Annotated in this window: 15 protein-coding genes; 5 read left to right on the top strand and 10 right to left on the bottom strand. The window is 66.6% G+C overall.

Annotated features, from left to right (window positions below):
* Positions 1-33: 33 nt before the first annotated feature.
* The 7 genes from ASF09_RS06090 to ASF09_RS06060 all read right to left on the bottom strand — a co-directional run bounded on the left by ASF09_RS06090 (position 34) and on the right by ASF09_RS06060 (position 11,963).
* A complete protein-coding gene (locus tag ASF09_RS06090) occupies positions 34-1,071 on the bottom strand; it encodes a glycoside hydrolase family 43 protein (protein WP_060525380.1) in 1,038 nt (345 codons plus the stop codon).
* A complete protein-coding gene (locus tag ASF09_RS06085) occupies positions 1,068-2,414 on the bottom strand; it encodes a family 43 glycosylhydrolase (protein ID WP_060525379.1) in 1,347 nt (448 codons plus the stop codon). Before ASF09_RS06085 ends, ASF09_RS06090 begins: the two co-directional genes overlap by 4 nt.
* Complete coding sequence (locus tag ASF09_RS06080) at positions 2,411-3,520, bottom strand: glycoside hydrolase family 43 protein (protein WP_200912534.1); 1,110 nt, start codon at positions 3,518-3,520, stop codon at positions 2,411-2,413. Before ASF09_RS06080 ends, ASF09_RS06085 begins: the two co-directional genes overlap by 4 nt.
* The gene (locus tag ASF09_RS06075) at positions 3,521-6,721 is read right to left on the bottom strand and encodes a glycoside hydrolase family 2 TIM barrel-domain containing protein (RefSeq protein WP_060525695.1); all 3,201 of its coding nucleotides are present in this window, start codon (positions 6,719-6,721) and stop codon (positions 3,521-3,523) included.
* Positions 6,722-6,805: 84 nt separating this feature from the next.
* Complete coding sequence (locus ASF09_RS06070; RefSeq protein WP_060525377.1) at positions 6,806-8,329, bottom strand: tryptophan halogenase family protein; 1,524 nt, start codon at positions 8,327-8,329, stop codon at positions 6,806-6,808.
* Positions 8,326-9,048, bottom strand: coding sequence for a DUF6445 family protein (locus ASF09_RS06065; RefSeq protein ID WP_060525376.1), 723 nt, complete (start codon positions 9,046-9,048; stop codon positions 8,326-8,328). The genes ASF09_RS06070 and ASF09_RS06065 overlap by 4 nt, the downstream gene beginning before the upstream one ends.
* Before the next feature lie 71 nt (positions 9,049-9,119).
* Entirely contained in the window at positions 9,120-11,963 is a 2,844-nt protein-coding gene (locus tag ASF09_RS06060; protein ID WP_060525375.1) for a TonB-dependent receptor, read from the bottom strand.
* Between the two features lie 203 nt (positions 11,964-12,166).
* Between ASF09_RS06060 and ASF09_RS06055 the strand changes: the two genes are divergently transcribed.
* The 5 genes from ASF09_RS06055 to ASF09_RS06035 all read left to right on the top strand — a co-directional run bounded on the left by ASF09_RS06055 (position 12,167) and on the right by ASF09_RS06035 (position 19,297).
* Positions 12,167-12,874: a FadR/GntR family transcriptional regulator gene (locus ASF09_RS06055; protein WP_056050470.1), complete on the top strand. Its 708-nt coding sequence runs from the start codon at positions 12,167-12,169 to the stop codon at positions 12,872-12,874.
* A 170-nt stretch (positions 12,875-13,044) separates the two neighbouring features.
* Positions 13,045-14,391, top strand: coding sequence for a glycoside hydrolase family 27 protein (locus ASF09_RS06050; protein ID WP_060525374.1), 1,347 nt, complete (start codon positions 13,045-13,047; stop codon positions 14,389-14,391).
* Positions 14,388-15,878 (top strand): glycoside hydrolase family 30 protein, encoded by a 1,491-nt coding sequence (locus ASF09_RS06045; protein WP_060525373.1) that lies wholly within the window; start codon positions 14,388-14,390, stop codon positions 15,876-15,878. The genes ASF09_RS06050 and ASF09_RS06045 overlap by 4 nt, the downstream gene beginning before the upstream one ends.
* 137 nt (positions 15,879-16,015) lie before the next feature.
* The gene (locus ASF09_RS06040) at positions 16,016-18,409 is read left to right on the top strand and encodes a TonB-dependent receptor (RefSeq protein ID WP_200912533.1); all 2,394 of its coding nucleotides are present in this window, start codon (positions 16,016-16,018) and stop codon (positions 18,407-18,409) included.
* Between the two features lie 231 nt (positions 18,410-18,640).
* Entirely contained in the window at positions 18,641-19,297 is a 657-nt protein-coding gene (locus ASF09_RS06035; RefSeq protein WP_060525372.1) for a hypothetical protein, read from the top strand.
* On the opposite strand, the gene ASF09_RS06030 is transcribed toward ASF09_RS06035, so the two are convergent.
* The 3 genes from ASF09_RS06030 to ASF09_RS06020 are packed head-to-tail and all read right to left on the bottom strand — an operon-like array spanning position 19,298 to position 25,163.
* A complete protein-coding gene (locus ASF09_RS06030) occupies positions 19,298-20,719 on the bottom strand; it encodes an efflux transporter outer membrane subunit (RefSeq protein ID WP_060525371.1) in 1,422 nt (473 codons plus the stop codon).
* Positions 20,716-23,904: an efflux RND transporter permease subunit gene (locus ASF09_RS06025; RefSeq protein ID WP_060525370.1), complete on the bottom strand. Its 3,189-nt coding sequence runs from the start codon at positions 23,902-23,904 to the stop codon at positions 20,716-20,718. Before ASF09_RS06025 ends, ASF09_RS06030 begins: the two co-directional genes overlap by 4 nt.
* Positions 23,901-25,163, bottom strand: coding sequence for an efflux RND transporter periplasmic adaptor subunit (locus ASF09_RS06020; protein WP_060525369.1), 1,263 nt, complete (start codon positions 25,161-25,163; stop codon positions 23,901-23,903). The genes ASF09_RS06025 and ASF09_RS06020 overlap by 4 nt, the downstream gene beginning before the upstream one ends.
* Between the last annotated feature and the right edge of the window lie 71 nt (positions 25,164-25,234).

Below are 25,234 nucleotides of genomic sequence, written 5' to 3'. Positions count from 1 at the left end.
GTAACGCCTTTTGGCCCTTTAACGGAGACCGGCTTAGCGGTGCGTGGGATCGGTCTCGCCATCGAGATCGGCCGCCTCGCGGACGATCGCCACGCGGTCCCCGGTGTCGCGCATGACGTAGAGCTTGCCCCGCGCGTTCTTGAACGGGCGGTGCAGCACCATCATCAGCGTCCCGTCGAACCGACGGAACAGCATCCCGTGGCCGCTGTCGCGCCGGACCAGCGGATCGAGCTGCTGCCACGGACCCGCAAGCGTCCCGCTGCGCGATCGTGCGAGCCCCTGGACATAGCCGGTGCGGTCGTAGCTCGACCACAGCATCAACAGGCGCCCGGTGCGCGTGCGGAACAGTTCGGGGCCGTCCGTCACGCGGATCACGTCGCCCTCTTCCTGCGGCTTGCCGTCCGCCCAAGGCGCCGTGGAGGCCCGAAACAGGACGCGCGCCGGACCGTTCGCCGTGAGCCGGTCGTCGAGCGGGATCGCCTCGATCGTGCCGTCGCCGGTCTGGACCCACTCATGCGCGTAGACCAGCCACGGGCGTTTCGCCGGATCGACGTACAGCGTGCCGTCGAGCGTCATCGTCTCGCGGTCGACGATCGGCGCGCCATCACGAACCGGCAGGAACGGGCCGTCGAGCCGGTCCGCCACCGCCAGCGTCGTGCCGCGGCGATGCAGCTTGCGCACGCCCTGCACCTTCAGCGCAGCCGACTCGTTGTGGTAGGTCGCGAACATATACCAGCGTCCGCGCCACCGATGCACCTCGGGCGCCCACGCGCCATCGTTCGCCCAGCCGCCGGGCGGGATCAACGACACGATACGCGGCCGCGACCAGTCGCGCAGGTTGCGGCTGGTATAGGCCATGATGCCGATCCGCAGGTCGCCCGACATCTTCGGCTCATTACGCGTATAGAGATGGTAGGTCCGCGTAGCCCGGTCCGCGACGATCCACGGATCGTGGAGCGGCATATCGGGCATCCGCAGCGTCGCTGGCTGTGATGTGGCGAGGGGCGCGCTCGATGCGAGTGCGGGCAACGCGAGCGCGAGAACCAGCGCCAACGGCCGGTATCTCGTCATCGGATCGTCCACTCCCAGACGCCCGCACCGGTTGGCACGGTCAACCGCAGATAGCGGGTCGGTGCGGCGTGGTGGAGCACGATCGGCGATCCGCTCGCCGTCGTCTGCGCCACGCGGCGCCAGGTCCGGCCATCGGCGGAGGCCTCGATCGATAGCGCGTAGCGACGGATCGGATATTCCATCCGCACCAGGCTCTCGCGCACCGTCCGCGCCGACCCGAGATCGGCGACCAGCGTCGCGGGAGCACCCGGCTTGGGTCGCCACAGCGTCGCGTAATTGTCGTCCGCCGCACGCGCCGGACCATGCAGCGCATCTGCCCCCTCGCCGCGCGTGGTCCAGTGCAGCCCCGCGTCGCGGTCCGCGGCGAAACCCTCGACGATCCCGCCGTGGCTCGGCACGACGGTCGCGATCGTCCCGTCGTCATGGATCGTCAGCGGATCGACCGCGACCTGGCGCAGCACCGCGTCGCCCGGCGGCGGGAACGGCAGGCCCTGGCGGTGATACAGGATGTACGCCTCCCCGCCCGACCGGAAGATCGCATGATGCCCCGGACTGATCACGTCGCGCGCGCGATCGGTCGACAGGATCGGGCTGTTGGCGGCCTCGCGGAACGGTCCGAACGGCGTATCGCCGATCGCGTACCGCACCTTGTACGTGTCCTCCGTCGTCTTCCCGTCGCTATAGGTCAGCGAATAACGCTTCCCCGCGCGCACCATGAACGGGGCTTCGAAATAATGCGCCGGCGTCACGTCCTTTGGCGTGCCGTCGAACGTCACCATGTCGGGCTTGAGCTTGACGACGAAGCAATGCCCGTTGGTCCAGTTCCACCCCGATCCCCAATAGAGATAGGCCTGGCCGTCGTCGTCGATGAACGCCTCGGCATCGATCATATGGTACCGGGGGTCGAACGCCTTCGCGATCAGCGGCTTGCCGCCATGCGCGTCGCGCCACGGCCCGGCGGGCGACGGCGCGGTACCGACCCAGACCTCGCTGCCGGCCGAGACGTACATGAACCAGCGGCCGTCGCGCGTCTTCACCACCGACGGCGCCCAGACCTTGGAGTCCCCCGAACTCGGGCTTGTTGCGGCGGCCTTGGTCGGCCAGGCGGGGGTCGAGAAAGTCCAGTCACGTCCGTTGGTCGAGGTCCAGAGCGCGAGGCGGTCGTCGCCCCACGGGTCGATCGTCGCGAAGATGTACCAGCGGCCCTTGTCGTGGACGATCGAGGGATCCGCGAAATAGCCGGGCAACAAGGGATTGCGGTCGCTGGCCGTGTCCCAGCGCGGCGGCGGCGCATCGGCTGCGACGAGCAGCGCGGCCGCGGCGAGCAGAGCGATGCGGATCATAAATCCTCCAGTGTCCAGCGATCGCGCCAGCGCAGGATCGGCCGGTCGCCGTCCCACTCGATCGGCAGCCAGACATAGCGGCCGTCGATCGCGTTCTTCGGACGCCAGATATCCGCCATGAACACGAATCGCTCGCGCCCGGTCTTGTCGGGGAGTGGCAGGACGAAGGTGCTTTGCCCGCCGAAGGTCGTGGCGACCTGCTCGGGCGTGCCGCGCACCGGGTTGCCGAGCGAGGTCCACGGTCCCTCGATCCGGTCGGCGACGAACGACCGGGCGGGATTTGGTGCCCAACCGGTCAGCCCGGAGGTGATCATGTAGTAGCGCCCCCGCGCACGAAAGATCGCCGGTGCCTCGTTCGCGCCGCCGGGCAGCAACCGCCAATACCGCCCGTCATGCGCGGTCAGGTCGGGTCGCAGCCGCGCCGCCTGCAGGGTGCGGTTTTCCTCCGACGCATAGACGTGCCACGCGGTGCCCTCGGCGTCGACGAACAGCGTCATGTCGCGCGCCATCTGCCCGCCCGGCCGGTCGCGGACGAGATGGCTGTCGGTGTCCGCCTTGTCCGCGTCGGTCACGTTGACCGGCCACTGCCCCGGATCGACGCGGCCCGATTGCAGGAAGCGGTACGGCCCGGTTACCCGGTCGGCGACCGCAACGCCGGCGCGCGCGGCGGCATAGCCTTGCCCCTTCAATTCGAGGTGGAACCACATGACGAACCGCCCCGACACCGGATCGCGCAACACCTTGGGCCGCTCGATCACGCAGCCGCGGACGATATCGCTCTTCGGATCGTCCGCGACCGCCAGCGCGATGCCTTCGTCGCGCCAGTCGTAGAGGTTCGCCGAGCTATAGACGTGAACGCCGACCTGCGCGACGTTGCCGCCCTCGCCCGCCGTCTTGTGCTCGCCGAACCAGTACCAGCGATCGCCCTGCCGCAGCAGTCCGCCGCCATGCGCGTTGATATGGACGCCGCGGTTGTCCGGCCAGAGCGCCCCCGGTGTGAACGCGTGGACCGGGGGGCGTGCCAATACGGGAACCGATGCCGCCGCTAACGTTGCGACCCCGCCGACGATCAGGCTGCGCCGGGTCGGCTCCATCCTGGTCCTCACCTATTCCTCAGAAGTCGCGGTGGCGGGGCGCGCCTTGGCGGGCGTCGTGCCTTCGCCGGCAAACGGCGCAAGGCGGAAGGCGACGCGGGTCGGCGCCAGCGGCACGCGGTATTTGGGCAGCGGCTTGCCGACCTCGCTCCACTGCGTATCGCCGCCGACACCCCATTGCGCGCCATCGATCAGCAGCGTCACCTGACCGTGCGGGACGACGTCGGTGCTCTTCCACGTCCCCGGCACGTGACGGTCGAGATCGGCATAGGGGAAGGCGAGCGCGTTGATCATCAACGGCGTCTCGCCGCTGACGCGAAGCCCGCGCCCGGCGCCGCTCAACTCCATCCAGCGGACGTCGACCTTGTTGCCGGTCTCCTGCGGCCGGATATAGTCGTGGTTCTGCGCCGCGATCGCGCCGCGCCACAGCCCGATCGGCGCCGAGGTCTTGCGGTCGACATAGCTCTCGTGCGGGCCGCGGCCATACCATTCGACGGTCTTGATGTCGGTCGGCATCGCGAACGCCAGCCCGACGCGGAACGGCGGCGGCAGGTCGGTCTTGAGTGGGGTGAGCTGACCCTCGACCGACACGCTGCCATCGCGCGCCATCGCATAGGTCGTCACGAACCCGGCCGCGCCGTCGCCCAGGCCGTACTCGATCCGCACCGTGGCGGCACCATCCGCAGCCTTGCCGCGGGTGACGCTGCGCACCGTCCGCGTCTCGCTCATCGTCTTCCAGACCGCCAGCTGCTTGTCGGTACCGATGCCGATGTCGTTGTCGGTCACCGCGCGCCAGAAATGCGGCGCGCCACCGCTCGCTAGCAGAACGCCGTCGCGCGCGTAGCTGCGGACGAGGCCGGTTTTCCGGTCGATCGCGAGCGTGGCGCTCCCCGCCGACAGCGTGATCGCGCCGCCTGCGTCCTTCACCCCGACGTCGGAGCCTCCGGCCGGTGCAGCGGCAACCGCGACCGCACCGCCCATCGGAAACTGCTCCCAGCTCACCACATGCCCGGCCGGCACGAGCGGGACCGCATCGGCCTTCGCCGTCGCTCGCACCGCCACGAAATATTCCGAGCCCGGCTTGCGCACGATAGTCCCGAGCGGCAGCGTCACCGCCTGCGTGGCATGCGCGGCGGTGGTCATCGGCGGCAGCGCACCGTGCGCGATCGGTACGCCGTCCTCCTCGACCTCCCAGTCGAACGCAAAGCCCGACAGGTCGCGGAAGTCATGCCTGTTGCGGACCGTGACCGTCCCAGTTGCTGCGTCGAACGCCTCGAACCGGATCGGTGCGTACACCTTGTCGATCTCGTAAAGTGCCGGATTGGGCGTGCGATCGGACTGGAGCAGGCCGTCGCCGAACTCGATCTCCCCGCCGGGGTTCGGGCCATATTCGCTGCCGTCGCCCCAGTAGCGGCGGCCATCCTTGGTATGGCGATACATCGACTGGTCGACCCAGTCCCACACGAACCCGCCCTGCAACTTGTCGGGATGCGCGTAGATCGTGTCCCAATATTCGGCGAGATCGCCGCCCGAATTGCCCATCATGTGCCCGTATTCGCACTGGATCATCGGCTGTTTGAAGTTCCAGTTGGTCGCGTAGTCGGCCATCTTCTCGGCGCTGTCGTACATCGGCGCATAGATGTCGGCGTACCAGTTGGGACGGTGGTCGCTGACCCCGTCCCACGTGCCCCAGCCGAGATAGCTGATCAGCCGGCCCGGATCGCGGGTCTTCGCCGCGGTCGCGGCGGCGGCGAAGTTGGGCCCGATCCCGGCCTCGTTCCCCATCGACCAGAAGATGATCGAGGGATGGTTCTTGTCGCGCTCGACCATATTGACGACGCGGCTGACATGCGCGTCCTTCCAGGCAGGGTCGAACCCGACCTGCATCGCGGCGCGCTGTTCGGGATGCTTGTTCGCGTAATCCATGTACGCGTGGCTCTCGATATTGGCCTCGTCCATCACGTACAGGCCGTATTCGTCGGCCAGCGCGTACCAGCGGGGATCGTTCGGATAATGCGACGTCCGCACCGCATTGATGTTGTTGCGCTTCATCAGTTCGATGTCGCGGCGCATCGACGCGTCGGAGATGACGTGGAACGTCTCGGGGTCGTGCTCGTGGCGGTTGACGCCGCGAATGATGATCGGCTTGCCGTTGACGCTGACCAACCCGTTCTTCATCTCGACCGTGCGGAAACCGATCCGCTGCGGCGTCGCCTGGACGACCTTGCCGTCGGCTCCGACCAGTTCGACCAGCAGCGTATAGAGGTTGGGCGTCTCCGCCGACCACGGCTTTACGCCCGGTATCGTGCCACCGAGCGTCACGGTCCGTTCCGCCGTCCCCGGCGCGACCCGCACGGCCTTCGTCAGCAGCGTGCGATTGCCGTCCATCAGCGTCATGCGCGCGGTCAGTGCGGTCGTCGCGGGCGTGACCGCGATCTCGGTCGACAGCACGCCGTCGCGGTACGCCGCATCGAGCCCGGCATGGACGAACAGGTCGCGGATGCGCGCCTTGGGCGCCGCCATCAGGTAGACTTCGCGCTCGATCCCCGACACGCGCCAGAAATCCTGATCCTCCAGATAGGACCCGTCGGACCAGCGATGGATCTGGATCGCTACGACGTTGCGGCCCGCGGTCATGAATTTCGTGACGTCGAACTCGCTCGGCAGCTTCGAATCCTCCGAATAGCCGACCTTCTTGCCGTTCACCCACACGTCGTACGCCGAACCCGCCGCGCCAATGTGGAGGATCACGTCCTGCCCCGTCCAGCCCGCGGGCAGCGTCACGTCGCGCCGGTACGACCCGACCGGGTTGGTCGCATGCGGGATCAGCGGGCGATTGGCCGGAAACGGATAGGTGATGTTGAAATACCGCGCCTGATCATGGCCCTCGGCCTGCCAGTCCGCCGGTACCTTGATATCGACCCAGCGCGACACGTCGTAGGTCGGTTGTTCGAACCCGGCAGGCACGGCATCCGACGATGGCGACAGCGCAAACTTCCACAGTCCGTCGAGGCTCAGGAACCGCGCGGATTTGGCGGGATCGCCCGCCATCGCCGCCGCACGCGTCTCGAACGGAAAGCTGGTGGCGGACGCGGGCATCTTGTTGCGCGCGAAGACCGCGGGGTTTTCCCAGTCGGGACGCGCCGGATCGATCTGCACCGGCTGGACCCGCGGCGCATCCTGCGCGGCGACACCGGCGGTCAACGCCAGCATGCTCGCGCCGATCACTATGCTCGAAACCTTCACCCGTTCCTCCTGTATGATGCATTCGCACCTTATTTGTCGGACATTATCGGTTTACGTCCGCGACGCAATCGCGCCGGCGCAATGACGCGCGATAAATTCTGCGTGTGGCGGCATCCGCGCCGCCGCCGCCGCCGTCACCGCGGCGATCCGCGCCAGCCGGGTTCGTGCGTCGTCGACCGACAGGCTTGCCGCGAGCGGATCGAACCCCTCGGCGCGAAGCCCCTGCCCGTCCATCACCGCCAGCCAGCTCGTCTTGCTGAACAGGTCGTCGGACTCGCGGAACACGCGTCCGGTCGCCTGGTAGATCCGGATACGCTCGGCGAGCGTCTCGGGGACCGCCATCGTCCGGACGTGATCCCAGTAGGGCGTGTCGGCACGCTCGGTCGCATGGAAATGGAGGATGATGAAGTCGCGGATGCTGTCATATTCCGCGGTCATCAGCCGGTTGTAGCGGCGGATGTCGGCCGCCTCGAAATCGCGGTTCGGCAGCATCTCCAGCAACCGCGCGATCCCCGCCTGGATCAGATGAATGCTGGTCGATTCGAGCGGCTCGAGAAACCCGCTCGACAGGCCGAGCCCGACGCAGTTCCTGACCCAGAATGCATCGCGCCGCCCGGTGCGAAACCGCAGCGTCCGCGGATCCGCAAGCGGTTCGCCGTCGAGGTTGGCGAGCAACGTCGCGGTCGCCTCGTCCTCCGACAGATGAGCGCTGGAGAACACATAGCCATTGCCGGTGCGGTGTTGCAGCGGGATCCGCCACTGCCAGCCCGCGGCGCGTGCGGTCGACCGGGTGAACGGCGTCGGCGGCCCGTTCGAAACGGTCGGCACGGCGATCGCGCGATCGTTGGGCAGCCAGTGCGACCAGTCTTCGAAGCCGGTGCCGAGCGTCTCGCCCAACAGCAACGATCGAAACCCCGAGCAGTCGACGAACAGGTCCGCCTCGATCCGCGCGCCCGACGCCAACGTGACCGCTTCGACAAACCCATCGGCGGCCCTGAGCGCGACGTCGACCACGCGCCCTTCGCGCCGCACGACGCCGGCCGCTTCGGCATGCGTGCGGAGAAACCGCGCATACAGCGACGCATCGAAGTGGAAGGCATAGCCGATCCGGTGCAGCGGCGTGTTCCCGCCATCGGCCAGCGGCCGCATGAACCGCCCGTCCTTCGCCGCCTGTGCGCAGATCGAGTAGGCCTCCAGCGGATCGGCCAGGCCTTGCGTGCGAAGCCGGTGCCACAATCCCTCGAACGGGACCGCGCCGATATCGGTGCCGTAGACGCCGAACGGATGGAAATAGCGCGTGCCCGGCCGCAGCCAGTCGACGAACTCGATCCCGAGCTTGAAGCTGCCCATCGTCGCCTTAACGAAGGCATCCTCGTCGATCCCGAGCAACGCGTTGAACGCCTGGATCGGCGGGATCGTCGCCTCGCCGACCCCGACCGTGCCGATCTCCTCGGATTCGACCAGCGTGATCGCGACATTGTGCGTGCCGAGCACCCGCGCCAACGCCGCCGCCGCCATCCATCCCGCGGTACCGCCACCGATGATCGCGATGCTGCGCAGCGCCCGGTCGCTCATGCCGCGATCCGGCCCGTGAGAAAGAGATTGCCGGTGAGGCGCCCGCGTCGCGGATCCGCCGCGGCGGCATCGACCGTATCGATCAGCCCCGAATGCAGCAGCGCGGCCCGGTATAGGATCAGTCGGTCTGGCCTCGCCGCGACGTCGTGGATCCGCGCGAACAACGGATCGTCGATCGCGCCTGGATAGCCGGTCGGGAGGTTAGCCGGGTCGGCCATCTCGCGGTCGAGCGCGGCCTGATAGCCCGCCGCCCGCGCCGCATCGACGGTTTCGAACCCGGTGGCGCGGTGGCGAAAGAAGCCCGTACCGCCGTGCCGTTCGCCGCATAGATAATGTACCGTCGCGAACTGAAGCCGGTCGACCGCGTCGACATGCGGCACGCGCTGATCCGGCGTCAGCGCGGTCGGATCGGTCGTCACGAGCGAGAAATTGCCGCGCGCGCGCACCGGCATCACAGCGCCGACCCCGAAATAATCCGCAATCAACGGCAGTACGAGGCGGACCATCCGATCGATATAGTCGGCGGGCGCTGGCCCGAGCAGCCCCGGATAGCCGATACCGACCGACGCCGCGCCCGCGAATGTCGAGCGTGTCGCGGCATAGTCGACCAGCGCATCGACGCTTCCGAAGGCGCGATCGACGACGACCACGGGTTCGCGCTCGTCACCGATATACTGGACCGACACATTGTGGTCCGCGGTCCTTTGCTGGATCGTCATGACCGGGTTCTTATCCGAAAAAATACCGGCGTGGCAGGGGAACGCCACGCCGGCAGAGGGGGACGGGAAGGTCAGTAGGTGGCGCGCAACGAGAAGCCGAAGCGGCGATCGTTGAGCGTGTATTGCAGCGGTTGGCTGGTCGTGCCGATGTACGTCACGTTCATCCGATTGGTCAGGTTCACTGCATCCACCGAGAAGGCGAAATGTTCGTTGATGTTGTAGCTGATCGAGCTGTCGAGCGAAGCATAGGGCTTCTGGAACTGCGGTATGCCGTTCGCGCCGCTGCCCGACGTCGTGTCAAGATACTTGCCGCGCCAGCTCCACGCCAGACGCGCGGTGATCGGCCCCTTCTCGTACAAACCGACCAGATTGTAGCTGTGCTTCGAGAGCTTCTCGAGCGGCACCTGCGTCGGGATCGCCGAGCCGGTGGTTGCGAACGGGTTCGAAACGCTGCTGTCGACGAAGGTGTAGTTGGCCTGGATTCCGAGGCCCTTCAACGCGCCCGGCAGGAAGTCGAAGAACTGCTGATAGGCGGTCTCGAAGCCCTTGATGTTACCCTTGCCCGTGTTGACCGTCGTGCCGATGTCGTAGGCGGTGCCGTTGAACGTCTGGACGACCGTGCCGCCCGCGAGGAACCCGTCGACCTTCTTGTAGAACGCCCCGAACGTGAACGAGCCGGTCGGCGCGAAATACCATTCGAGCGTGCCGTCGAAATTGGTCGAGGTGATCGGCTTCAGATACGGATTGCCCGAGCCACCGCTGGGTCGGCCCGTGATCGGGCTCACAACCGTTGCGGCGTTAAGCGTGACGTTGGTCGACAGCTGATCGAAATTCGGCCGCGCGAACGATTTGCTGAAGGCGAAACGCGCCTGCAGCTTCTCGGTCAGATGCGCGCGCAAATTGAAGCTCGGCAGCGCCTTGGTGTATTGGCGGTTCACTTCGAGCGGCGCGAGCGTCCCGTCGCTGTTGAAGACCGTCCCCTGCGATCCGGTCTTGGTCTGCACCACACGCACACCTGCCGTGCCGTCGATCTTGAGCCCGGCGATCGCGGTCTCGTAGTCCGCCATCACGTACCCGGCGACGCTGCGCTCGGTCTGGTGATTGAGGTCGCCCGGGGTGAACGCGGTCTTCGACGTGCCGCCGAACAGCGCTTCGGTCTTGGTGATGCTGTCGAACAATCCGCTGCCCGGGGCAAAGCTCGGATAGACGATCCCGCCCGGCAGCGTCTTGCCATCGAAGAAGTTTTTCGAAGGCCCGCCCATCGTCAATTCGGGGTGCGCAGAAACCGGAACGAAGGGAATGCCAGCAGCTGACGAGCAGCTTGGGTTTGGACCGGTCGGCAGCAGGCAATAGGCATTCCACGTGCCACGCAGATCGACGGTGCTGTCGGCATACCGCGCACCAACGCGCAGCTTTTGCAGCACGCTGCCCTCGACGTCATATTCGAGGTCGTATTGCAGCGCGAGCTGGTCGGCATCGTTCCGCGTGATCGAATCCGCGATATAGGTGAAGGCATAGTTGTTCGGATCCGCCAGCAGGCCGGGGTTCCGCACGTTCCACACCGGACGAGATCCGCGCAGATCGAAGTCGACGATGCTCTGGTTCTTGGCCGAATACGGGGTCTGCCCGGTCTGGTCATACAGCGACACGACGAACCCGTTGCGATCGGCATCATAGGAAGACTTCAGATACTGCGCATCGAACTTCATGTGCAGCCGGTCGGTGACATCCCACTTCGCATTCAGCGTATAGTTGCCCGTCGTGTTCGTCAGATCCTGATCGTACCGCGCCGATTCGAACACCTGGTTCGACAACGAACCCGACGTCGCATAGCCGGCGGAATCGAACGTGAACGCCGCGCCGTCGGTCGGCGTCGTTGCCGTATTACCGTTGTTGTTGAAGTAATAGTATTTGCCCTGACGGGCGAACTTGTACCGCGAGTAGAGCGCCTGCGCCGTCAACAGGAAGTTGGGCGCGGCCTGCCACTGGAACGCGCCGGCAATGCCCAGTCGATTGCGGTTGCCGCCATCGTCGTAGATCTGCTCGCCGAACGGCACCTGCGCATTGGCGGGGGCGCCGGGAATATTGCTGGTCTTCGGGACGGGGCCGAACTGGCCGATCAGCAACGCGTCCTGCCGATAGGCGCTCTTTGCGTAACTGGCGTTGAGCAGGATGCCCATCTCGCCGACGCCCGTCTGGAAGCGGTTGCTATACAGCGCCGACCCCGACCCGCCGAACTTGTCCGCGCGGTCGTAATAATTGCCCTTCAGCGTGGCGCTGACCAACTGGCCCGGCGAATCGAACGGCAGTCGCGTGCGGATGTTGACGACACCCGCGACGTCACCCTCGATCGTCGACGAGGGCGGGTTCTTGAACACGTCGATGCCCGACAGCAATTCGGGCGGCACCGCTTCGAGGTCGAGCGTGCGACCGCCCGATGCGGAGATCGCCGCGCGACCATCGATGAAATTGCTGACCTGCGTCAGGCCGCGGACGGTGATCGCCGGCTGCGTGCGGTGATCGAAATCGGTCGCGCCTTCGCCGTAGCGGCGCTGGATTTGGACGCCGGTGATCCGCTGCAACGCCTCGACCGTGTTCGCGTCGGGAAGCTTGCCGATATCCTGCGCGTTAACCGAGTCGACGATCTGGTCGGACTTCCGCTTGATCGCCTGCGCGGACCGCAGGCTCTCGCGAACGCCGGTCACGACGATGTCGTCGTTCGAAACGCCCTGCGCGGCGGCCTGATCGGCATTCAGCGTGCCACGCTGCTGGTCGGGGGAGGTCTGTGCGGGAACCGGCGGCGGGACGGGCGAAGGGGCAGTCTGCGCGAACGCCGGCGTGGCGGCAGGCATCGCGATGCTCGCGATCACGACCAGCGATCCGCCAATCAGCATGCGCGTACGAAACGGAACCATGAACGATCCTCCCCATCAATGTCTTGCCGTCACGTCGAGGGCGGAAACCCTGCTTGTCGGTCTGTTGTCTGACTTATTACCAACTTGGTATTGTAGGACAAGTGCTTTTTTTTGTACGAAGCGTCATCGCAGTTGCGACACGCTACCAACGGTGGCTGTGTCGTGACGAAGCGTGCGACACAGCGTAACGGGGATGGATGGACATGGTTGACGCACCACGGGGACGGCCCTCACACACGCAATTGGCGCGCGAACTCGGCATTGCGATCGTCACCGGTGTGCACCCGGTCGGGTCGGTGCTTCCCGGCGAGCACGAGATCGCGATCCAGCGCGGCGTCTCGCGCAGCCTCGTCCGCGAGGCGCTGCGGATGCTCAGCGCCAAGGGTCTGCTTGAAAGCAAGCCCAAGGCCGGCACCCGGATCCGCGAGCGTGCCTCGTGGAATCTGCTCGATCCCGACGTGCTCGCCTGGATGTTCGAGGGCGAACCCGCGGTCGGCTTCGTCCACAGCCTGTTCCAGCTCCGCCTGATCGTCGAACCCGCCGCGGCCGAGTTCGCCGCCGCGCTGCGGACCTCGCGCCACGTATCGCGTATGGGGCACGCGTTGGAGCAGATGCAGGAACATGGTCTCGCCAGCCCGATCGGCCAGGCGGCGGACCAGACCTTCCACCACGTCATCCTAGAGGCGACGCAAAACGAACTGCTGGTCAGTCTCGCTGGCAGTATCGGCGCCGCCGTGCGGTGGACGACGATCTTCAAGCACCGCCAGACGCGCAAGCCAAGCGACTCGATGCCGCAACACCGCGCGCTGTTCGACGCCATCGCCGAAAGCGATCCCGCGGGCGCGCGTGCTGCAACGATGGCACTGATCGCCCAGGCCCAAGCGGATACCGAATTGTCTTTGCGCAGCTGATCCAATGCGAGTCGCCTGAAGAGCCGTTCCCGGCTTCACGCCGACCTTGAGCCGTCATCTTCCATAGATACGCGCGACCACGTTGACCTTCCCAATCGACGCACTAGTCTGACAAGTCACGAAAAGGATCGCAGCCAACAGCGCGCGACCTGCGAACGGGAGACGAGAGCATGACGATTACGCGCCGCACGATGCTGTCCGGCAGCGCTGGATTGGGCCTTGCTTCGCTTGCTCCAGCCCCCCTCGCCGCCAGGACCGCAGGGCCGACGCTCGCGCCGACCCCGCCGATGGGCTGGAACAGCTGGAACAGCTTCGCGACGACGATCACCGAGGCACAGGCGATCGAGACCGCGCGGATCATGGCGCGGACGTTGCTCCCGTCCGGCTACGACATCTTCACCGTCGACATCCAATGGTACGAGCCCGAGGCCAAGAGCTACACGTACAACGCCGCCCCAAAACCGAGCCTCGACGCCTATGGCCGGCTGATCCCCGCCCCAAACCGGTTTCCGTCGAGTGCCGACGGCAAGGGGTTCCGCAAGCTTGCCGACACGGTGCACACGCTGGGATTGCGGTTCGGCGTCCACCTGATGCGCGGTATCCCCCGGCTCGCGGTCGAGCGCGATCTGCCCATACTCGGCACGAAGACCACCGCACGCGCGATCGCCGATACGTCGAGCACCTGCTCGTGGAACCCCGACATGTACGGCGTCGACATGACCAAACCCGGCGCGCAGGCCTATTACGACAGCGTGTTCGCGCTGTTCGCATCCTGGGGCGTCGATTTCGTCAAGATGGACGACATGAGCCGCCCCTATGATGCACACGCCCCCGAAATCGAGGCCGCCGCCGCCGCGATCCGCAAGACCGGCCGTCCGATCATACTCAGCCTGTCACCCGGTGAAACGCCCGTGCCGCGCGCCGATCACGTCGCCCGGCATGCGCAGATGTGGCGGATTTCCGACGATTTCTGGGACAGCTGGCCGATGCTGGAAGCGCAGTTCACCCGGCTAGAGAACTGGAACGCACACCGGCGGATCGGCGGCTGGCCGGATGCCGACATGCTACCGCTCGGTCGCCTGTCGCTCGGCGAACGCGACACCAAGTTCACGCCCGACGAACAGCGTACGCTGATGACACTGTGGTCGATCGCACGCTCGCCGCTGATCATGGGCGGCGACCTGCGTCATCTCAACGCGCCGACGCTGGCGTTGCTGACCAATCCCGAAGTGCTCGCGGTCAATCAGGCAAGCCGCGACAACCAGCCGCATTTCGTCGCGGACGACACGCGCGTCTGGTCGGCGCGTCCCACCGCCGGTGCGGGCACGTATCTCGCGCTGTTCAATACCGGCAAGACAGCACGCGACGTCTCGGTCGATCTCACGATGCTCGGGATCGCCGGTCCCGCCAAGGTCCGCGATCTCTGGACCCGGACCGATACGGGCGTCGCCAAAACGCGCATCACGCGGAGCCTGCCGTCCCACGGTGCCGGGCTGTACCGATTGACCGCGGCATGATCCGCCACCTGATCGCAGGCCTCGCGCTGGTCGCGACGCCGCTAGCCGCCCAAACCGTATCGTCCCCACCGTCCGCCGCGCCCAGCGTCGCGCTGACGATCCGGCCCGCGGTCGATCGCCCCGGCACCGTGTTCGAAGGCTGGGGCACCGCGCTCGCCTGGTTCGCCAACGTCACCGGCGGCTATCCCGATGCAACGCGCGAGCGGCTTGCCGACCTGTTCTACGGCAAGGACGGCCTCGGCTGGACGATCGCACGGTACAATATCGGCGGCGGTAATGCCGCAACAACGATGCCCTATCTCCGCACCGGCGCGGCGGTGCCGGGATTCTGGCGTCAACCGTCAGGCGCGGTCGGGGCCGACTGGTGGCGAGCCGACGATCCGGCGATGTGGAACTGGTCCGCGGATGCCAACCAGCGCTGGTGGCTCGACGCGATCCGCCGCCGCGTGCCGTCGCCGACCTTCGAGGCGTTCTCCAACTCGCCCCCCTGGTTCATGACGGTCAGCGGTAAAACCTCCGGCGAAGTCAAAGGCACCGACGACAATCTTCGCGCCGGACAGGAGCGCCCGTTCGCCCAGTATCTCGCGCGCGTCGTCGGGGAGCTCGAGCGACGCCATCACATCCACTTCCGCACGCTGTCGCCGGTCAACGAGCCCAACACCGACTATTGGTTCGCGGCGAACACGCAGGAGGGCGCGCATTGGTCGCCTGCGCGCCAGGCGGCGATGATCGATGCCTCCGACGACGCGCTGAAGGCGGCAGGGCTGAAGACCCGGATCGCCGCCCCGGACGAGACGAATTCGCACCTCTTCGTGACCGATTGGGCCGGATATCCAGCCGCGACCCGCTCCCGGATCGGCCAGCTCAACGTCCACAGCTACGGCACCGTCCACCAGACCGCGGTGCGCGATATCGCCCGCGCGTCGGGTATCCGGTTGTGGATGAGCGAGGACGACACTCCGCTCGACAAGGACCCCGAATCCTTCACCGACATGGCCTCGGCTCTAGCCTTTGCCGAGCATGTCGTCGGCGATCTCAAACGACTGGAGCCCGCGGCCTGGGTGTTCTGGCAGGCAGTCGAAAATCTCAGTGCGAAGGACGGCAAGCCCGGGTCGAACTGGGGCCTCGTCAAGATGGACCTCGCGGCCGCACCGTCCGCGCCGCATCCGATCCGGATCTCGCCCAAATACTGGGCGATGGCTTCGTTCAGCCGCTACATCCGGCCCGGCTATCGTCTGGTTCCGGTCGACGATGCGGATACGGTCGGCGCGGTGTCGCCAGACGGGCGCAAGATCGTGCTCGTGCATGTGAATGGCGCATCAATCATGCGACGTTTGTCCGTCGCGCTTCCGCACGCGTCGCTGCACGACGTCGTCGTCACGGATGCGACCCATCAGGCCGTCAGTGTCGGCGCGTCCCGCGGCGGCACGGTAGAGGCGGCGCCGAGATCGGTGACGACCTTCCTATTCGACGCGGTTGATCGCTAAGGTCAACCGCCAAGCGCCCCTCACAGGCGCATGAAAAATTCGACAGACACACAACCGTCATCGAAGCGTCGCGGCATCGTAACGTCCCGCGGCAATGGCGAACCCAAAGTCGCAGTACAGCGGCTCGGGGAACCACCATGAACCGTCTTTCCGGCCTGCTCGCAGGCGCTGCGCCCTGTGTACTCGCAGCATGTGCGTTCGCCGCACCACTCTCGGCACAGACCGTAACCGACGCGCCCGCCACGCTGGCGACGAGCGCCCCTGCCACGGCAGCACCCGCTGAAACGGACGGCGCGGGCGGGGACATCGTCGTGCTCGGCTTCGGCCAGAGCCGCCAGGTCCAGAGCGTCAACGCCGCCGACATCGCGCGCCTCACGCCGGGTTCGAGCCCGCTCAAGGCGATCGAAAAGCTTCCCGGCGTCAATTTCCAGGCCGCCGATCCGTTCGGCGCCTATGAATGGGCGGTCCGCATCTCGCTGCGTGGCTTCAACCAGAACCAGCTCGGCTTCACGCTCGACGGCGTACCGCTCGGCGACATGAGCTACGGCAACGTCAACGGCCTGCACATCAGCCGCGCGATCATCTCCGAGAACGTCGCGCGGACCGACGTGGCACAGGGTGCCGGCGCGCTCGGCACCGCCTCGACCAGCAATCTCGGCGGCACGATCGAGTTCTTCAGCGACAAGCCGCGCGACGTCATGAACGTCACCGGCGGCGGCACCTATGGGTCGGACAACACCTACCGCGCCTTCGCCCGGATCGACAGCGGCGATCTCGGCGGCGGACTCAAGGGCTATCTGAGCTACGGCTTTCTCTCGACCGACAAGTGGAAGGGCGACGGCGTCCAGCGCCAGCACCAGGCGAACGGCAAGATCGTCAAGGATCTGGGCAGCCTCGGCTCGCTGACGGCGTTCCTGAACTTCTCGGACCGCCGCGAGCAGGATTATCAGGATCTCAGCCTCGACATCATCAGCCGGCGCGGGCTGCGCAACGACAACATCGCCGACAACTACCCGTTGGCGCTGCAGATCGCCAAGGTCGCACAGAACCAGGCGGCCGTCGCGGCCGGAAAGACGCAACCCTGGGCCGGCGCCGGCACGACCTTCCCGGCCGGCTTCGGTACGGTCGATGATGCCTATTACGATGCCGGCGGTCTGCGCCGCGATTATCTCGGCGGCGTCACGTTCGACGCCAATCTGACGCCAGAACTCACGCTCAGCACGACCGGCTATTATCACGACAACAAGGGTCAGGGATCTTGGATCACGCCCTATTCGCCGACCCCCGCGGGTGCGCCGAACGCCGACGGCACGCCGATCACCGCAGCCAGCCCGCTCGGCTTCCGCACCACCGAATACGCGATGAAGCGCGGCGGTGCGCTCAGCAACCTCGCCTATGTCCACGGCGCCAATACGCTCGAACTGGGCGGCTGGTACGAGACGAACACCTTCACGCAGGCGCGCCGGTTCTACGGGATGACTGACAGCGCCACGCCGAACCGCGATACGCTGCAGTTCCAGAGCAATCCGTATGCCACGCAGTGGGACGGCAAATACACCACCGACACGATCCAGTATCACGTCGGCGACACCATCCGCCTTGCCGACGACCGCCTGGTCCTCAACGCCGGCTGGAAAGGGTTCTACGTCACCAACCGCGCGATCATGCTGCCCGCAACCGCCTCGCCGCTCGCGGTCGGCAAGATCAGCGCGAAGGACTGGTTCCAGCCACAGGCCGGGATCCTGTTCAAGCTGACGCCGGGTGCCGAGCTGTTCGCGGACTATAAGGAGAACGTCCGCGCCTATGTCTCGTCCGCGACGACCGGTCCGTTCTCGACAACCCAGGCCGGGTTCGACGCGATCCGCGGCCAATTGAAGCCCGAGCGTTCGAAGACGGCCGAGGGCGGACTTCGTTTCCGCGAAGGCCCGTTCCAGGCATCGGCGGTCGGTTATTACATCGACTTCTCGAACCGCCTGCTCGGCTTCTCCAACGGCGCCGGGATCATCGGCAATCCGGCGACGCTGAACAACGTCGGCAGCGTCCACACCTATGGCGCCGAGGTCGCGGTCAACTATCGCATCTTCACGCCGGTCTCGCTGTTCGCCAGCTACTCGTACAACAAGTCGAAATACGCCGACGACGTGCTGTCGGCGAGCGGCGCGGTCCTCGTCGCGACCGATGGCAAGATGGCGGTCGACAGCCCCGAGCACATGCTCAAGGGCGAGATCGTCGTCGAACAGTCCGGCTTCACCGGTCGGGTCGGCGCCGATTACATGAGCAAGCGCTACTTCACCTATCTCAACGATCAGTCGGTGCCGGGCCGCGTGCTGGTCGATGCGAGCATCGGCTACCGCTTCGAGGGCGAGGGTGCGCTGCACGGCGTGTCGATCCTCGGCAGCGTGACCAACCTGACCGACAAGAAGTATATCTCGACGGTCGGCACGAACGGTTTCACCGCCAGCGGCGACAACCAGACGCTGCTCGCCGGCACCCCGCGTCAGGTGTTCATCTCGTTGAAGAAGGGCTTCTGAGAACCCGGCGGATCACGTGTCGGCCGCGTGATCCGCCCGCTTTTACGGTAGAGTGATAGGACGTCCGCGCGCCGCGTAAGGCGCTTGTAAGACGATCGCGGCATCGGGGGGCATCGTCGCGACGCGTCGTCGTCTGGCTCCTCGGTAAACCGGGATCCAACCGGCGGCGTATCCTCTTCGGAAGGCGAAAGACCTCGCCTCGTCGCGACATCCGTATCGAGGATGTTGTCCATGCCCGTCTGGCATACTCTGCAATCCGATCAGATCGTGGTCACGCAATCGGGGCTTCACGTCGCCGCGATGGTCCGGACGATCGCCGTGAAGGCCGTCCTCGATCCCGATGCCGCGACCACAACGATCGCCGAGCCGCTCGCCAAGCGTCTACCGCATATGCCCGATCACGCCGCGCGGACCGCGACGACCGACGCGCTCCCGCTGCGTCCGACCATCGACGTCAAGCTGCGCTCGACGTATCGGCCGATCTCGCAGGCGAAGTTCGGCGCGGTCGCACCGGACGGCACGATGCTGGACGTCGGCCGCGATGTGCTGACGCACGAGATGCTGCGGCTCGATTTCGCAAGCGGTCGGATCGCGACAGTCGGCAAGACGGATATGGCGGCGCTGGGCAGCCGCTCCGTTCCACTCCGCCTGACGCTCACGACCGACGGCTACAGCGCGGCATGGGGTGATAGCCCGATCCCGTTCCATGCGGACGCGGCGCGTCAACCGGCGAGCGTCGTTCGTACCGTGACGTACGGCGCGCTGACGCTTCCCGTCCATGACGATGAACGAGGCGGGCGCTGGATCGGCTGGGATGCGTTTGCCGGCAAGCGGATCGTCCTCGACCTGCCGCACGCCACGATCTGGATCGAAAAGCCGGGAGGCTGATCATCCGCCGACTACGCCGCCCCCGGCAGCCTGAAACAACGCCACCGTATCGGAGAGCCGCGCCGCACGTGCCTGGACCGCTTGCGATCGCGCCTGCGCGTCGGTCGCGGTCGCGTTGAGCAAGGCGGGCGTACCGACGTCGCCGAGCGCGAGCTGACGCCGAACGAAGCCAAGCGCACGACCCGACGCGTCGGTCGCGCGGGTCGCGGAGTCGAGCGCATCGGCATCGGTCCGCAGCCCGGTCAGCGCATCGGACACGTCGCCGAACGCATCGAGCACCGCCGCCCGATACTGCGCCTTCGCCCCCTCCAGCGCCGCTTCGGCAGCACGCTGTTGATGACGAAGCGCGCCCGCATGAAAGATCGGCTGCGTAATTCCGCCGATCAGAGTCCAGAACGGGTTGCCACTCTTGAACATGTCGCCGAACCGTTCCGACGTCCCGCCCGCCGATCCGCTGAGCGAGATCGCCGGCAGGCGCGCGGCGATCGCGGTGCCGACGTCGGCCCCTGCCCCTTCGAGCTGCGCGCGTGCCGCCAGCACGTCGGGCCGACGCGCGACGAGATCGGAGGGCACGACCATCGGCAGGTCACGCGGCAGGGTCAACGAAGCTAGCGTCGGCAACGGCGGCAAGTCCGATCCCGCCGAGCGTCCGATCAACGTGCCGATCACCACACGCTGATGCGCTTCGGCGCGCACCAGCGGTGGCAGCGCACCCTCCGCGGTCGCCAGTGCGGCCTGCTGCGTCGAGACGTCGGCGGCACCGACGGCGCCGAGTTGCTGGCGCCTGACCAACGTCTGCAGGATGTCGCGATTGACCGCGATCCCGGTCTGCGCCGCGGCGATCTGATCGGCGAGCGAGGCGCGCTGGATCACCGCCTCAACCAGATTGGCGATGACCGTCGTCTTCGCCGCCGCGAGCCGCTGGCGCTGCGTCTCGGTCGCGGCGCGCGCGGAACGGATCTTCGAGCGGGTACCGCCGAACAGGTCGGGCGCGTAGCTCACCGTCACCTGCGCGGTATGCAGCGTGTAGAGCTGCTGGTTCTGGTCCGCGACCGCGGGCGACAGCGCGTTCGAGATCCGCGTGCGCTCCGCCTGATAGTTCACGTCGGCCTGTGGCAGCGCCGAGCCCGACGTGGCGGAACCCTGCTCGCGGTACTGGCGGAGCGTGGCTTCGGCCACGGCGATATCGGTCGCATGCGCCTGCGCCTCGCTCACCAGCGTGTCGAGCTGCGCGCTGCCGAAGGTTCGCCACCACTCAGCCGGCACTGCCGCGAGCGTAGTAGCCTGCGCCGCGCCGCTGGACGGTGCGAAGGTCTGTGCGGCGAGGGTCGGCGGCATGCTGGCATGCGCGTCGAGATTGCGCGGGCCCATCGTGCAGGCGCTGGTGACGCCCGCAAGCAGGAGAATAGCGAAGCGCTTCATGCCGTGGCCTCCGTATGGCCGTCAGTATTGGGATGGTGCCCAACGTCGCGCCCGTGTGCGCCACGATCCTCGGGCGGCACGCGTTTCGAAAAGCGCGCGATCAGCACCGGCAGCACCAGCAGGATCAGGATCGGCGCGAGCGTCATCCCCCCGACCACGACCAGCGCGAGCGGCTTCTGCACCTGGCTGCCGATCCCGCTCGACAGCGCGGCGGGGAGCAGGCCGATCGCCGCCACCAAGCACGTCATCACCACCGGACGCAGGCTGTGGCGGACCGTGGTCGCGAGCGCATTCTCACGAGCGAACCCTTCGTCGACGGCGTGATTATAGGTCGTGACCACCAGGATGCCGTCCATCACGGCGATCCCGAACAGCGCGACGAAGCCGATCGCCGACGAGATGCTGAACGCGGTCCCGGTCAGTGCAAGCGCGAGCACGCCGCCGATCATCGCCATCGGGATCGCCGAGAACGCCAGCAGGCTGTCGCGGATCGAGCCGAAGTTCGCATAGAGCAGCAGCAGGATCACCAGCAGGCTGATCGGCACCACCACTTCCAATCGCGCGACCGCGTTGTTGAGGTTGTCGAGCTCGCCCGCCCATTCGAGGTGATAGCCGGGTGGCAGGTGCACGGTCTGGCTGATCCGCGCATGCGCCTCGTCGACTGCCCCGCCGAGATCGCGACCGCGGACCGAGAACTTGATCGGGATATAGCGCTCCTGATGCTCGCGGTAGATGAACGAGGCACCCGTCGTCAGCTTGACGTCGGCGACCTCCGACAGCGGCACCTGGATCGTGCCCGCGCCATCGGGCGATGGCGCACCGATCGTGATCCGGCGGATCGCGTCGATCGTATCGCGCTGTTCGGGTTTCAGGCGTACGACGATCGGGAAGTGGCGATCGGTGCCCTTCTCGTACAAATCGACGTTCGACTGCCCGCCGATCGCCGCGGCGACGGTCGCGTTGATGTCGTCGGGGGTCAGCCCGTAGCGCGAGGCACGCGCACGATCGACGTCGATCCGCACCGTCGGCTGGCCGAGCGACTGGAACACGCCAAGGTCCTCGATCCCGCGGACCTTGCCCATCTGCGCCTTGATCTGGTTGGCATATTTCTCGAGCGTGGTCAGGTCGGGGCCGAACAGCTTGATCGAGTTCGCGCCCTTCACGCCCGATGCCGCCTCCTCGACGTTATCCTCGATGATCTGCGAGAACGAGAAGTCGACGCCCGGATATTTGGCGCTAAGCCGCTTCGACAGTTCCTCGGTCAGCGTTTCCTTGGTTACGCCGCTCGGCCATGTGTCGAACGGCTTCAGTGGCACGAAGAACTCGGCATTGAAGAACCCGGTGGAGTCGGTCCCGTCGTCGGGGCGGCCATGCGCGGACAGGACTGCCTGCACCTCGGGATATTGCATCAGGATGCGGCGGACGCCGTTGACCACCGGCTGCCCCGCCTCGAGGCTGACCGACGCGGGCAGCGTCGCGCGGATATACATGTTGCCCTCTTCGAGATGCGGCAGGAACTCGATCCCGAGCGAGCGCACGCCCACCAGAGCGACCGCCATCAGCAGCAGCGCGCCACCGATCGCGACGACCCGGTTGCCGAGCGCGAATGCCGCGGCCGGTTCGTAGACGCGGCGCAGCTTGCCGACGATCCACGTCTCGACCTCCGACAATTTGTCGGGCAGCAGCATCGTCGCCAGCACCGGCGCGACCGTGAAGGTCGCGATCAGGCCGCCGGTGATCGCATAGGCATAGGTCTTCGCCATCGGCCCGAAGATGTGGCCCTCGACGCCGGTCAGCGTGAACAGCGGAAGGAAGCTCGCGATGATGATCGCGGCGGCGAAGAAGATCCCGCGGCTGACCTCGGAGCTGGCGCCGAGCACCGCCGAGAAGCGGTTGGCGAGCGTATAATGCCCCTTCCCGCTTTCGACATGCGCGGACCGCTCGACCATGTGGCGGAAGATGTTCTCGACCATGATCACGCAGGCATCGACCACGAGCCCGAAATCGAGCGCGCCGACCGAGAGCAGGTTCGCGCTTTCCCCCTGCAACACGAGGATCAGGATCGCGAAGGCGAGCGCGAACGGGATCGTCGCCGAGACGATGATCGCGCTGCGCAGATTGCCGAGGAATATCCACTGGAGTGCGAAGATCAGCAGGATGCCGACCACCATGTTCTCCAGCACGGTGTGGATCGTCAGGTGGATCAGGTCGGAGCGATCGTAGATCCGGTCGAGATGCACGCCTGGCGGCAGGATTCCCGACGCGTTGATGTCGGACACTTCCTTCTGTACCGCGAGGATCGTCGGCATCGACTGCGCGCCACGCTGCATCAGGACGATGCCCTGGACGATGTCGTCCTGGTCGTTGTAGCCGGCGATGCCGAGCCGTGGCGCGTTGCCGATGCGGACGTGCGCCACGTCCTTGAGCAACACTGGCTGGCCGCCGCCGGTGCCGACGAGCACGTTCTCGATTCCGCCGACCGACTGGATCAGGCCGATGCCGCGGACGATCGCCGCCTGCGCACCGAAGTTGATCGTCTGGCCGCCGACATTGCCGTCGCTCTTGGCGAGCGCCGCCAGCACCTGCGACACCGTCACGTTGTGCGCGGCGAGGCGATCATTGTCGATCACCACGTCGTAGGTGCGCAGCTTGCCGCCCCAGCCGGTGACGTCGATTACGCCCGGAATCCGCTTGAACCGGCGCTGAAGCACCCAGTCCTGCAACGTCTTGAGGTCCATCACCGAATACCCCTTCGGCGCGGTGATCTTGTAGCGGAAGATCTCGCCGACCGGGCTGGTCGGGGACAATGTCGGCTGTGCGCCACCCTGGAGCGGCGGCAGCTGCGACAGGCGGTTGATGACCTGTTGCTTGGCCTGATCGTTGGTCAGGTCGTAGCTGAACTGGATCTTGATGTCCGACAGCCCGAACAGCGAGATCGCGCGGATCGCGGTCAGATGCGGGATGCCCGCCATGCCGACCTCGATCGGGATGGTGACGTTGCGCTCCATCTCCTCGGCCGACAGGCCTTGGGTCTGGGTGATGATCTCGACCATCGGCGGGACCGGATCGGGATACGCTTCGATGTTGAGATTGTAGAAGCCGACGCCCCCCGCCACCAGCATGGCGACGAAGATGCCGACGATCAGCAGCCGCTGACGCAGCGCGAATTCGACGATCCGGTTCATTCGCCGAGACCGGCTTCGTTGACGAACAGCGCACCCGCGGTGACGATCCGCTCACCGGACTTGAGCCCCGCGGTGATCGTCACCTTGCCGTCCTGCTCCTCGCCCGCGGTCACTTTCCGCGCGACCAGCAAACCGTCCGGCCGGACCACCCACACGCGCGCATCGTCGCCTTCGTGGATCACGGCCGCCGCAGGCACCAGCAACGCGTCGCCGCTGTGCGGGCGCTGGATCGAGAAGCTTGCGAACATCTGCGGCTTCAGCGCCCCGTCCGGGTTGGCGATGGTAGCACGCACCGGCAGGCGGTGGCTCTGCGGATCGAGCGCGGCGCCGACTAGGTCGATCGTCGCATGGAAGCTGCGCCCCGGCAGCGCGGGCGTCGTCACCGTAACGCTGTCGCCGAGATGCACAGCGCTCGCATCGCCCTCGGCGAGCTGGGCGATCAGCCAGACGCGCGACGGATCGGTGATCGTCATCACCGGCTTGTCGCCGCCCTGCGACAGATACTGCCCCGCCGATACGTCGCGCGACGCGATCAGACCGGAGATCGGCGCGTGCAGCGTGGTTACGTCGTGGATGCCCGAGACTTCGCCGACATTCTCCAGCCGCGAGATCTCACCCTGCGACTTGCCGAGGATCGACAGCTTGTCGCGAGCGGCACCGAGCGACGCGGCGGCCGTGCGTGCGGTCGCCTGCGCGGCGGCGAGATCGGTCTTCGCCTGCTGATAATCCTTCAGCGCGCCGCCCGCCGTCTCGTAGATCTGCCGCTGGCGGTCCGCAGTACGCTCCGCAGTGGCAAGTTGCGCCTGCGCGTTCTGTGCAGCGGCGCGCGCCGCGAACAGCCCGCTGCGCGCATCGACGAAATCGCTCGTCTTCACCAGGAGCAGCGGCTGGCCTTGCGTCACGCGCTGCCCCGCATCCGCGAGCACGCGCACCACCTGCCCCGAATAGGGCATCAGCACCGGCGTGCTGCGGTCGCCGTCGACGGTGATCGCGCCGCTCGCCAACGTCCGCGCATCGGACGCACCATAGCCGACGCGCATCGTCGTCAGCCCGGCCATTTGGTCCCGGGTCGGTCGGAACGTACCGGCAGGCGACACCGGCGCAGGCGCAGGCTCGTGATGCGTGAGCTTGCCGATCAGCACGACGATCAACACCAGCCCGACGATCAAGCCGGCCGCGATACCGAGCCAGCGCATCTGCGCGGAACGGGACAGCGAGCGTGTCGGGGGGAGCGTTTCGGGTGTCGTCGATGCGTGCATAATCAGCCCCTTGGGGATTAGACTGGAGCCGGTAGCGTCGCTGGCTTACAGCGCGCTTACGGATGCTGCAC

The sequence above is a fragment of the Sphingomonas sp. Leaf242 genome, from assembly GCF_001422045.1.
Classification (GTDB): Bacteria; Pseudomonadota; Alphaproteobacteria; order Sphingomonadales; family Sphingomonadaceae; genus Sphingomonas.
This window is presented reverse-complemented; position numbering and strand designations above follow the sequence as displayed.

Bases quoted from the DNA above. Each gene is read 5' to 3' on its own strand.
- ASF09_RS06090 (WP_060525380.1), bottom strand. From the start codon at position 1,071: ATGACGAGATACCGGCCGTTGGCGCTGGTTCTCGCGCTCGCGTTGCCC.
- ASF09_RS06085 (WP_060525379.1), bottom strand. From the start codon at position 2,414: ATGATCCGCATCGCTCTGCTCGCCGCGGCCGCGCTGCTCGTCGCAGCC.
- ASF09_RS06075 (WP_060525695.1), bottom strand. From the start codon at position 6,721: ATGCTGGCGTTGACCGCCGGTGTCGCCGCGCAGGATGCGCCGCGGGTC.
- ASF09_RS06070 (WP_060525377.1), bottom strand. From the start codon at position 8,329: ATGAGCGACCGGGCGCTGCGCAGCATCGCGATCATCGGTGGCGGTACC.
- ASF09_RS06065 (WP_060525376.1), bottom strand. From the start codon at position 9,048: ATGACGATCCAGCAAAGGACCGCGGACCACAATGTGTCGGTCCAGTAT.
- ASF09_RS06060 (WP_060525375.1), bottom strand. From the start codon at position 11,963: ATGGTTCCGTTTCGTACGCGCATGCTGATTGGCGGATCGCTGGTCGTG.
- ASF09_RS06055 (WP_056050470.1), top strand. From the start codon at position 12,167: ATGGTTGACGCACCACGGGGACGGCCCTCACACACGCAATTGGCGCGC.
- ASF09_RS06050 (WP_060525374.1), top strand. From the start codon at position 13,045: ATGACGATTACGCGCCGCACGATGCTGTCCGGCAGCGCTGGATTGGGC.
- ASF09_RS06045 (WP_060525373.1), top strand. From the start codon at position 14,388: ATGATCCGCCACCTGATCGCAGGCCTCGCGCTGGTCGCGACGCCGCTA.
- ASF09_RS06040 (WP_200912533.1), top strand. From the start codon at position 16,016: ATGAACCGTCTTTCCGGCCTGCTCGCAGGCGCTGCGCCCTGTGTACTC.
- ASF09_RS06035 (WP_060525372.1), top strand. From the start codon at position 18,641: ATGCCCGTCTGGCATACTCTGCAATCCGATCAGATCGTGGTCACGCAA.
- ASF09_RS06030 (WP_060525371.1), bottom strand. From the start codon at position 20,719: ATGAAGCGCTTCGCTATTCTCCTGCTTGCGGGCGTCACCAGCGCCTGC.
- ASF09_RS06025 (WP_060525370.1), bottom strand. From the start codon at position 23,904: ATGAACCGGATCGTCGAATTCGCGCTGCGTCAGCGGCTGCTGATCGTC.
- ASF09_RS06020 (WP_060525369.1), bottom strand. From the start codon at position 25,163: ATGCACGCATCGACGACACCCGAAACGCTCCCCCCGACACGCTCGCTG.